The sequence below is a fragment of the Sporolactobacillus sp. KGMB 08714 genome, from assembly GCF_036598985.1.
In the GTDB taxonomy this organism is placed as follows: domain Bacteria; phylum Bacillota; class Bacilli; order Bacillales; family Sporolactobacillaceae; genus Sporolactobacillus.
Genome location: NZ_JAUUBW010000001.1, coordinates 320,977 through 330,901, shown reverse-complemented (window position 1 = coordinate 330,901; position 9,925 = coordinate 320,977). Strand labels below are relative to the sequence as shown.

Here is a 9,925-nt window from a genome sequence, read left to right as displayed (position 1 = left end):
GAGCCAGGATCAAACTCTCCATAAAATATCGCTTGCTTCGGATCCGCAGATCCGTTGTTTCCGTGTTTGATTCCTCAGCTGTTTGAATTGATTGAAGGGTGGGCCCCTTCTCAATTGCGCTTGGCTTTTGTTCAGTTTTCAAGGAACATTCCAAAAAGCTATTATTCTCGAAGACAGCGTTATAGATTTTAACAGAAAAATTAACTGCTGTCAACCGAGGCTTACGATGATACAAAGTAATTATACCTTCATAATCATCATCTGTCAATAAAGAGTAACAACAGCGACTAAAATAATATATCATCCTTATCAACAGATGTCAACAATTTTCATACGATTTTTATTCGTTTTTAACCCACTGGCCCTGGCAGAGCAAAATATAGAGCCGGCACAATACATCGTCGCCCCTGCATGCTCCGTCCCCTGCAAATCGGCTGCTCTTCAATATCCAGTTTCCGGGTGCAAAGGAAAAGTAACGTTTTTTCTAATCATTGACAGCCTCCGCATCAGTTTTCCTTCTTCAATCATCAACATAATTCATATTCCCGGGAAGAAAAGCGACGCCGGACCCTCCAGAAAGCGGCTTAATCATGAAATTCCACTGTGAACCTCCAAAAAATCCGGGACTGCAATCCAGCACTTCACGGCTTTTCGAAAATTATCCCTCGAATGAAAATCTGTCTGGAAGAAGATATATTTTTATCTTCAGCCTGGTACTTTCTTTTTTATATCGGCGGTATACCGATAATGATTGCCATCTTCGTTATCATCACAGACGTTTCCGGTCTGATTCACTGTCTGATGATCATCCGCAACATAAAAGGACAAGCCATATGATATAATGAAGAAAGTCTTCAATCGAAAGAAGGTGACAGCCATAATTGATTTACTGACCTATATGCTGAATGACCCCGCACTCCCGACACTCTTTCTTATTTTAGGGCTTTCGATGCCTTTTCTTCGCATTCTCCGTTTTGGTAAAGCCCGTCCGTGTTCGCTTCAGTATTGCAGCGAATATAAGCCGCACTTGCCGATCAGCGTCTTTTTTCGAACACACGTTCGCTTCATTGATTCTTTCCTTCTCTGGTTGTCACATATCATGTGCAGAAAAGAAAGCTCGGGCAATGACTCGAAACATCATAAATTTCCTTCTAAAACTCTGAGTGTATGATTGAGACTTTTTATACTCGAAGACTGACGAAGAATGAATGCCGTCAGCCGCATTTTTAGGAGGAAAAAATTTGGGACAGCTAGTCGCACCTTTTACAACAATGATTCAGTTTGCCGCTTCTTTATTCGGGAATAACTACGGTATGGCAATTATCACCCTGACCATACTGATCAGGCTTGTGCTCGCGCCGTTGATGATGAAACAGTATATTCAGCAATTTGATTTAAGAAAGAAAATGAAAGCTGTACAGCCGGAACTGGCAGACATCCAGGGAAGGATGAAAAAAGCGGACGATCCCGCTGAAAAACAAAAAATCCAAGCGGAAATGATGAGCGTATATAAAAAGCACAATATTAATCCGCTTTCTGCTGTCGGCTGCCTGCCGATTCTGATTCAGATACCGATTCTGACGGGTTTTTATTACGCCATAAGAAATTCACAGGAAATCGCTTCCCATCACTTTCTGTGGTTCAGTTTGGGACATACTGATCTTATTCTGACAGTTGCAGCCGGAGTCGTCTATTTTTTGCAGTTCAGAATCAGTCAGAAGCTGATGCCGGCGGGCGACGACAGCCAGCAGCAGTCGATGCAGTGGATCGGTCTGATCTCTCCGGTTATGATTGTCTTTGCTTCTATGTCTACTTCCGCGGCTCTTCCGCTTTATTGGATCGTCGGCGGTATCTTTCTGATCGTCCAGACTTTTGCGGCGCAGGCAATGCTTAAATACCGGGCAGGACACCAGCCGGAAACAGAAAATGACTAGTTGCCGTTTCAAAGCGCCGGATACTAAAATCAAACAATTATTCCTTGAGAGACTGCTTCGTCAGCCGACTCATCGAAAATAGCTGTTTTAATTTCAGCGGCCATAAAAATATTAATCGTCATGCTTTTTTAACAACCTGTCCAGATCGTGTGAATTTTTTAAAAAACAGCCCTGTCCAACAGAAAGCATGCAACTTAATCAAAAAAAGCGGGTCCCCGGGATTCTCCGGAGATCCGCTCTTTTTTGCTCGGCCTAACACGCTGCTTATTTTTCTTTGCCGATGCTCTGTGCGGTAATAACTTTTTCGATGGCTGCGGCTGCTTCGTCGGCATCGGAGCCTTCCGTCGTTACCGTGAATTCAGCACCCTGCATAATGCCCAGAGCCATTACACCCATAATACTTTTCAGATTGGCTTTTTTGCCATTGTATTCAATATTAATATTCGATTCGAATTTACTTGCTTCGCTTACCAGAACCGTTGCAGGACGGGCATGAATACCTGTTTCATCAGTGACTATAAACGTTTTCTCCATTTTCACTCGCTCCATTCCATATTCAAAATAAATTTAAATCAACAGGCGGCATCCGATTTAAAGAATGCACCCGCAATTAACAAAACAGCAATTAAAAGGCAGCAATTAAAAGACAACAATCAACAAAGCATGACTTTATTTTATCATTACTAAGCGGTCATGTCATGGAAAACAAGTAAAAAAATTTCTAAATCGACGAATGAAAAGATGAAACGGCTGATCATCATCCTGCAAAAAGCACGCTGTCTGCTCATCCAGGCCCTTCTCTATCACTTTTCCCTGTTTTTCCACGTTCATTCAGCCTGTTTCATCTTATGAAGAAACGCAAAAAAAACACCCATCCGATCCTTCGATCGTAAAGGGTGTTTCCTTTTATCTACGGTAAACGATAATATTCACTTTTTTTCTTCCCCATTTAATCGCCTGTGCGTGAGAACGGAGATGAACATCAATAATATGTCCTTTTATTCTTCCGCCGGTATCTCTGGCAACAGCGGTTCCGTACCCGGGAATGTATACTTTCGAACCGAGCGGAATAACACGCGGATCAACAGCAATCACCTTTGCATTCGGATTTTTTGAAAGATCGAAACCGGTTGCCGTCCGGCCGAGTTCACAGTAGGCCGTTGCCTGAACCGTTAATTTTACGGATGAACTCTTTGCCGAAGCGACATTTGAAAAACCCGACAGCAAAAACACGACTGTTATCAGCAACAGAATCATTTTCTTCATTATTATAAGCACCCTTTATTTTCTTTACTTTGGCTACTTTTTACTCTAACAGTTGAATATAACGGTTATATTTCAAGCAAATGCATGTTTCATTACATTTTTGATGAAGGCAGGATTTCATATATTCTTTTGAAAGTTATAGTTTTATTTTGAAATTTTAAGGGCTCGGCGATCTCCGTTTTATAATATATTTATACGAGGTGATGTTAGGTGGAAGCACACAGATATCACAACAGGGAAAAAAGAAAACCGTTTATTATCCGGCATTGGTTCGGCATCATTGCTTCCGTTTTAATTCTTGCCATTATATGTGCAGGAAGCTACACCATTTATTATGTTACAGAGAATCATCCGATTGAAAACCGTACAACTTCTGCACTATCCGCCCCGAATCCTGTTGCAGAGCGCCTGTCGTGAACGGATGCCGCTCTGATGTACAAGAAAATATCATTCGCTAAATGATTGCCGTTTAGCAAATGATTTTATTTTTAATGTCTTAGATTCTGCATCATTGCTTCACTAAAAAAATGAAAATAATTGACTAGCCTGTATTTTTCCCGAGACATGGAGATACAGAGTTTAATTGCCCACTTCGGCATGGCACAACAAACGGGAACCCTTTGTTTTTCCATGAAAGTGCAGGAGATGGGCCATTCATCCCTACACGAGCCGAAGAGATCATGATGTCCGTCTGTAATCAATGCCGACTCCGTTATTTTCTCCTTCATCCTGCTTTGCGTACGCCGCCGCTTACAAGAACATAGCCCTTCTTTAGCAAAATCAAGTTCGTCATTTTAGAGCGTTCGAAAATCCCGTATCTTCATAGATAACTTTTCCTTCAAATGCATCATCACAGATAATAGTCGTCATTTATTTATATTCTCCGGATAACCATATTTTTTAACGAGTGATCCTGTTTTTCACAGATGATGTTTCATTCAGATTCCATGCCGTTGCTTCCGCCAACGATTAAACGGACAGGATATTCTGTTAGTTTGGACACCTCCAAACTGATTTCTACACTGTCTGATTTTAGGGTTAAAACGATTATTTTATCCGTATATGTCAAGAGATGCCCAGTTTCTGATGAGATCGGTTTTTATTAATAAATTTCATTATTCTCTTTCTATTTATCGATTAATACATTCATAATTTCTGCCGAACAGGGTAAACCTATCTAAATAAGGAGATGAAAATATGTCAAGATCAAACGATGAAATCATGACCGAACTGGGAACCGAGGCCGTATTAAATTATGAACGAATCACAGCCATGCTATATATATTGATGGATAAAGGAATCATGACCCGGGAAGAGTTTGATGATAAATTTAAGGACATACATATACATTTTGAAGATCGCATCAAAGAAATATTCGGTGATGATGTTGAAGTCGAATAAAAGAAAGTACCCTTCACTTTGATGGGTACTGAGATTGACCGTCGATTACATCTCAGGAAGCCGTATCATTCCTCTCTCCTGATTTTATCAACGTCCTCAAATTTCATTTTCTCGGCATTGTATTCCCTTAATACCTGTTTTTCTTCTTCAGATAGCTCTTCATTTCCAAATACTTCGTCATAAGAAACTGTTTGGCCATTTTTAAGATCATCCTCAGCCTCTTTAATGGCCTGTTCTTCTTCAGCGGTCAACGGTTCATCATCATAAAGAATTAGTGACTTTTTATATTCAGTAATCATCTTATCGATTGCCTTCACTTGATCATTAGACATATTCAGAATATCCTGGATTAATCTTTCTTTCAAAGTCGGTTCATTCATTTTTCAATCTCCACTTTTCTCGACATTGTCACTTTCGCTTTTGAAGATGAAAAGTTAGGCCTGCCAAAGCGGCAGTTACTAAACCGGCAGCCTCCTTATTAACTGGACTATAGATCCAACCGATAGTCATAACCTTTATGCTTTTTCAGTATGGTTTTCAAAACAAGGAACCTTACCGTCATAACTCAGAAGAAAAATATTCTGATGATCCAATACAGAACAAACAGTAAAATTCCAATCTTTAAAAGCTGCCACCCAAGGCTAAGCAGCGCACTAATCAACCCAAAGATAGCCGCAATTGTACCCTTATTTCGCTCAGGTGTGGTTGATTGGACCGCCGTTTCTTCCTGCTTTTGTTTTGCGGAATATTGTTTGCTCCAGGAAAGCCCTTTAATAGGTGTCGAGTAGGATTGAGTCACTTTCTTTGTCGTCGGATTGTATGTAGTCCGTGCTGCTTTACCGCCTATTGTCCATGAATGTGATTTCTTGCCAAAGTTAATCTTAACCCCGGGGAATAATTTAATAGACCTCCTATAGCGGAACCCCATTTTGATCAAACTCCTTTAATCTGATTATAATCCATTACTAATTTATGGTAAATTAAAAACCGTAAAATAAAAACAGCCTCCCTTCACTAACTGCATCAGCTAATAAAGACAGGCTATTTATTAAATATCATTAATTAAGTTTATTGATTTATGATCCGTGTTTGTTGGTTTATTCGTCCGGCATCCATCTAATCCCAAATTTCAGAATCCCTCACTGTCAGTGAAAAGCGCCGCTGTGCTCGCGTTCTTCCGCCCGGTTCTCGATACGCAGTTTATCTGCGACCATGGCGATGAATTCCGAATTCGTCGGTTTTGCCTTGGAGATAGATATCGTGTAGCCGAACAAAGAAGAAATGGCTTCTACATTTCCGCGGCTCCATGCGACTTCGATGGCGTGGCGAATGGCCCTTTCTACCCGGCTCGATGTCGTTTTGTATTTTTTGGCAATGTCGGGATAAAGCACTTTCGTTATCGAACCGAGCAGTTCTATGTCGTTGTATACCATGGAAATGGCTTCCCGGAGATACATGTACCCTTTGATGTGGGCGGGCACGCCGATTTCATGAATGATGCTTGTGATGCTTGCGTTTAAATCGTGAGGCCTGCTCGGAATTGAGGGGGCGGGTATTCTGCCTGAGAATACGGGGTCCATCTCTTTCTTCCCTGCAACCTGTCGGATATTATTGGCTAAATTGGCCATATCAAACGGTTTCAAGATAAAATAAGAAACACCCAGTTCTACGGCCTTTTTAGTAACATCCTCCTGTCCGAACGCAGTCAACATGATGATGCTCGGTTTGGGGAGTGCCTGATTGGCACGGATCTGTTCCAATACGCCAATGCCGTCAAGATGAGGCATGATAATATCTAATAGGAGCACATCCGGAGTCACAGTTTTCAGCATCTCCAGGCATTCCTGACCGTTCTTCGCCGTCCCGATCACTTCAATGTCATCCTGGGATGTTAAATAATCGTCGATCAATCGTATTAGTTCCTGATTATCGTCAGTCAGGCATACCTTGATTTTCTGCAAAAGTAATCCCCCTTGTCATATATTCTCCATTAGTTTTTCGACAAGGAGGAATTTTTTCCTTTTATTTCTAGGTTTAAACCGTCTATTTTTATCGTGCATTTTTTTCATTTTTCCGTTTTTTTCTTTGCTATTCGCCCTTATTCGTCATATATCGACAATACTTTGTCGGACAATTTTTCAAATCGGTCTATTTTTTCCGATTGTACATCATAAAATCTTCGTTTTTTGTTAACCGGCTGCCTGTTTTAAATGATTTTTTTGATAAGCAGCCAATCCCGCTTCCTGAAGCATCCATTCAATGTGCACACCGTAACCGCTTGTCGGATCACTGACGAAAACATGAGTTACCGCACCTACCAGTTTTCCGTCCTGTATGATCGGACTGCCGCTCATTCCCTGGATAATACCGCCCGTGGCCTTCAATAGACGCGGATCGGTTATTTTAATAACCAGTCCCTTTGTTGCCGGATATTTTTGCGGAACCGAGTTCAGAATTTTGATGTCAAATGCCTGGACCTTATTGCCGTCGAGCACGGTCAGAATCTGGGCGGGCCCTTCTTTAACCTGATCGGCCAGTGCAATCGGAATAGCCTTCCGTTCTCCTGCGGAACGCGCTCCATAATTTCCCTGAAGGTGGCCATAAATTCCAAACGGCGTGTTTTTATCTACAGAACCGATGCTGAGTGCATTATCCGGAAAATAAGCAATTTTTTCTCCCGGTTTTCCCTCTGATCCCCTTTCAATCGCCTGGACCGTTGAACGAACGATACTCCCTTCCCGGATCCGAATCGGCTGTCCGGTATCCCTGTCGGAAATGACATGCCCCAGTGCACCGTACGAAGACGTCTTCGGGTCATAAAAAGTCATCGTACCGATACCTGATGCTGAATCACGGATATACAAGCCAAGCTGATAGTGCAGATTATTTCTGTCCCTGACAGGAACAAGCTTTTTATCGAGCAGCGTCTGCTGACGAAGGACGGTCAGCCTGACGGGCGTCCCTCCGCGGGAGTCTGTGATCACCTGCCGGATATCGCGAATGGAGACCATTTGCTTCCCGTTTATTTTCGTGATGACATCCCCTATATGGATGCCGGCAGATTCACCGGGCGAAGCCTGCCCTTCCGCACTATCCACAAGATGATAGCCGACAACCAGAACCCCGCGTGTATTCAATTTTACTCCAATGGACTCCCCTCCGGGTACTAGGAGAAGATCCGGACGAATCCGGGCATCCGTTCTCGGAGATTGCCGATTGAAAAAGGATATTGGCTCAATTTGCTCCCAATCCGGGCCCCGATCCGCAGAAGCCGCTATCCATTTTTGATTGCCGGCAGTCATCGGCGACCCGTCTGCCGGCCGGACATTAACGTCCGCTGTCCCCGTCTGAAAAGAAAATTTTCCCAAGGTGGATTTGTCGACCGGCCGATCGGACCTGATGCCGCACAGCCCGATCAGAAAACAGAGAAGAACAAATCCGGCCAGCATTCCGAACCATTTTCTATGTCTCATGACTCACTCTCCTCGCTCCATACGCACCCCTCTCTTGCAGTGCATTATTTAAAATGACCTGAGCGAAGAAGATTTATGAGTCACGGCCTTCAAGTATTGATTCCATAACAGGATAGCTGTTCCAACTTAAATTTTCACTTTTTCAGCCATTTTAAGCAGTTCCTCGGCATGTTTTTTTGTCAGATCCGTCACTTTCGTACCGGATATCATTCGTCCGATCTCACGGATTTTTTCCGGAGAGCTCAGCTTTTTTACAGTTGTTTTCGTCCGATTATTTTCGGTTACATGTTTTGCAATATACAAATGCTGGTCGGCCATGGCGGCAATTTGCGGCAGGTGGGTAATACAAAAAACCTGAGATGACTTTGAAAGGCTGAAAATTTTCTCCGCCATCGCCTGGGCGACACGGCCGCTGACACCGGTATCGACCTCGTCAAAAATGATCGACGTTAAACCGATGACCTGCTTAAAGTTTGACTTAATCGCCAGCATAATCCGCGAAAGCTCTCCGCCTGACGCAATTTTCGCGAGCGGTTTGAGCGGTTCCCCCGGATTTGTCGTGATATAAAATTCGGCTCTGTCGATACCGTCCGCCTGATAGCTGTCGAACGTATCCAAGGCATCCTGCTGCTCAAAGCGGACATCGAATCGCGCGTGTTCCATATATAAATCTTTAAGCTCATGATTAACGGACCGCGTCAGCTGCGCAATCGTTTTTTTCCGGGCCGCGGATACGGTCAGCGCTTTCTTTCTTAATTTATCCAGATGAACTGAAAATGCTTCATTAAGCTTGTCATATTTTTCATCGCGATGAGTCAGATCATCATATTCTTTTTCAATTTTCGTATAATAATCGAGAATCTCCTTGATATTGGCCCCGTATTTTCGCTTGAGCAGATGGATATCGTTTAACCTTAGTTCGATATCGTCGAGCCGATCGGGCGTATACTCCATTGTTTCCAGATAATTCCGTATCGAAGAGGCCTGTTCCTCGATGACGTAATAACTGCCGGAAACCGACTCATAAAACTCTTTCAGCTCCTTGTCCAGATCCTGAACCGACTGAAGCTCTCCTGCAGCACGTCTCAGCCAATCAAGGCCCTTGTTTTCTCCGTCCAGCGCTTCATAGCCCGTTTTCAATGCCTGAAAAACTTTTTCGAAATTAACAAGTTTTCGCTTTTCTTCGAGAAGCTGGGCTTCTTCGTCCTGTTTTAACTGTGCATTCCCGATTTCCTTTATCTGAAATTGAAGAAGATCGACACGCTGTGCGATCTGCTTTTCGTTTTTATTAAATTTGGCACATTGCCCGGCCAGTTCTGCCGTCTTCCGATATTCTTCCCGATAGGCCGACATCGGCCCGGCAATCCTGTCGCCGCCGAATTGATCGATGAGCGGAAGATGGCGTTCAGGATCCAGCAAAAGCTGATGTTCGTGCTGGCCGTGTATATCGATCAATTTCTGCCCGATTTCATGAAGAGAGGCAAGAGTCACTAATTTGCCGTTTACCCTGCAGATGCTTTTTCCCTTTTCGGAAATTTCTCTTTTTAGGATAATCATGTCCTCATTTTTATCGATTCCCAAATTATCGAGAAGCTGCAGGACTTCGTGGTGATCATTGATTTCAAACAGACCTTCAATTTCTGCTTTTTTTGTTCCATGGCGGACATATTCCGAAGAACCCCGCCCGCCCGCAAGCAAAGCGATTGCGTCGATAATGATCGACTTTCCGGCGCCGGTTTCCCCCGTGAAAACGGTCAGACCGTTCTCAAATGTGATTTTAAGCTTTTCGATGATCGCAAAGTTCAGAATCTGCAGTTCAAGAAGCATCGCAAAAACTCCTTTCTGGCAATC

Annotated in this window: 11 protein-coding genes; 3 read left to right on the top strand and 8 right to left on the bottom strand. The window is 43.1% G+C overall.

Annotated elements, in window-relative coordinates; genetic code table 11:
• Positions 1–235 (bottom strand): hypothetical protein (locus tag Q6A92_RS01510; protein ID WP_332236807.1); only part of this gene is annotated, 235 nt, incomplete at its 3' end.
• A 1,006-nt stretch (positions 236–1,241) separates the two neighbouring features.
• Here Q6A92_RS01510 and yidC point away from each other — a divergent pair.
• The gene (gene yidC / locus Q6A92_RS01505; protein ID WP_274397895.1) at positions 1,242–1,934 is read left to right on the top strand and encodes a membrane protein insertase YidC; all 693 of its coding nucleotides are present in this window, start codon (positions 1,242–1,244) and stop codon (positions 1,932–1,934) included.
• Positions 1,935–2,198: 264 nt separating this feature from the next.
• On the opposite strand, the gene Q6A92_RS01500 is transcribed toward yidC, so the two are convergent.
• Both Q6A92_RS01500 and Q6A92_RS01495 read right to left on the bottom strand, forming a co-directional pair.
• Complete coding sequence (locus Q6A92_RS01500) at positions 2,199–2,468, bottom strand: phosphocarrier protein HPr (protein WP_274397894.1); 270 nt, start codon at positions 2,466–2,468, stop codon at positions 2,199–2,201.
• 372 nt (positions 2,469–2,840) lie between these two features.
• Entirely contained in the window at positions 2,841–3,200 is a 360-nt protein-coding gene (locus tag Q6A92_RS01495; RefSeq protein WP_274397893.1) for a 3D domain-containing protein, read from the bottom strand.
• 210 nt (positions 3,201–3,410) lie between these two features.
• On the opposite strand from Q6A92_RS01495, the gene Q6A92_RS01490 reads away from it, so the two are divergent.
• Together Q6A92_RS01490 and Q6A92_RS01485 are read left to right on the top strand one after the other, a co-directional pair.
• Positions 3,411–3,617 (top strand): hypothetical protein, encoded by a 207-nt coding sequence (locus tag Q6A92_RS01490; RefSeq protein WP_332236806.1) that lies wholly within the window; start codon positions 3,411–3,413, stop codon positions 3,615–3,617.
• Between the two features lie 780 nt (positions 3,618–4,397).
• Complete coding sequence (locus Q6A92_RS01485; RefSeq protein ID WP_274397891.1) at positions 4,398–4,601, top strand: hypothetical protein; 204 nt, start codon at positions 4,398–4,400, stop codon at positions 4,599–4,601.
• A gap of 65 nt (positions 4,602–4,666) precedes the next feature.
• On the opposite strand, the gene Q6A92_RS01480 is transcribed toward Q6A92_RS01485, so the two are convergent.
• The 5 genes from Q6A92_RS01480 to recN form a co-directional block, all read right to left on the bottom strand.
• Complete coding sequence (locus Q6A92_RS01480; RefSeq protein WP_332236805.1) at positions 4,667–4,981, bottom strand: hypothetical protein; 315 nt, start codon at positions 4,979–4,981, stop codon at positions 4,667–4,669.
• Between the two features lie 185 nt (positions 4,982–5,166).
• The gene (locus tag Q6A92_RS01475) at positions 5,167–5,529 is read right to left on the bottom strand and encodes a DUF4236 domain-containing protein (protein WP_332236804.1); all 363 of its coding nucleotides are present in this window, start codon (positions 5,527–5,529) and stop codon (positions 5,167–5,169) included.
• A 217-nt stretch (positions 5,530–5,746) separates the two neighbouring features.
• Positions 5,747–6,562: a sporulation transcription factor Spo0A gene (gene spo0A / locus Q6A92_RS01470; protein WP_274400356.1), complete on the bottom strand. Its 816-nt coding sequence runs from the start codon at positions 6,560–6,562 to the stop codon at positions 5,747–5,749.
• 228 nt (positions 6,563–6,790) lie between these two features.
• Positions 6,791–8,074, bottom strand: a complete 1,284-nt coding sequence (spoIVB, locus tag Q6A92_RS01465) for a SpoIVB peptidase (RefSeq protein ID WP_332236803.1) — start codon at positions 8,072–8,074, stop codon at positions 6,791–6,793.
• A 126-nt stretch (positions 8,075–8,200) separates the two neighbouring features.
• Positions 8,201–9,901: a DNA repair protein RecN gene (gene recN, locus Q6A92_RS01460; protein WP_274400352.1), complete on the bottom strand. Its 1,701-nt coding sequence runs from the start codon at positions 9,899–9,901 to the stop codon at positions 8,201–8,203.
• Between the last annotated feature and the right edge of the window lie 24 nt (positions 9,902–9,925).

Excerpts from the sequence above, each read along its gene's own strand:
- Q6A92_RS01500 (WP_274397894.1), bottom strand. The coding sequence starts at position 2,468 with ATGGAGAAAACGTTTATAGTCACTGATGAAACAGGTATTCATGCCCGT.
- Q6A92_RS01495 (WP_274397893.1), bottom strand. The coding sequence starts at position 3,200 with ATGAAGAAAATGATTCTGTTGCTGATAACAGTCGTGTTTTTGCTGTCG.
- Q6A92_RS01485 (WP_274397891.1), top strand. The coding sequence starts at position 4,398 with ATGTCAAGATCAAACGATGAAATCATGACCGAACTGGGAACCGAGGCC.
- Q6A92_RS01480 (WP_332236805.1), bottom strand. The coding sequence starts at position 4,981 with ATGAATGAACCGACTTTGAAAGAAAGATTAATCCAGGATATTCTGAAT.
- Q6A92_RS01475 (WP_332236804.1), bottom strand. The coding sequence starts at position 5,529 with ATGGGGTTCCGCTATAGGAGGTCTATTAAATTATTCCCCGGGGTTAAG.
- spoIVB (WP_332236803.1), bottom strand. The coding sequence starts at position 8,074 with ATGAGACATAGAAAATGGTTCGGAATGCTGGCCGGATTTGTTCTTCTC.
- recN (WP_274400352.1), bottom strand. The coding sequence starts at position 9,901 with ATGCTTCTTGAACTGCAGATTCTGAACTTTGCGATCATCGAAAAGCTT.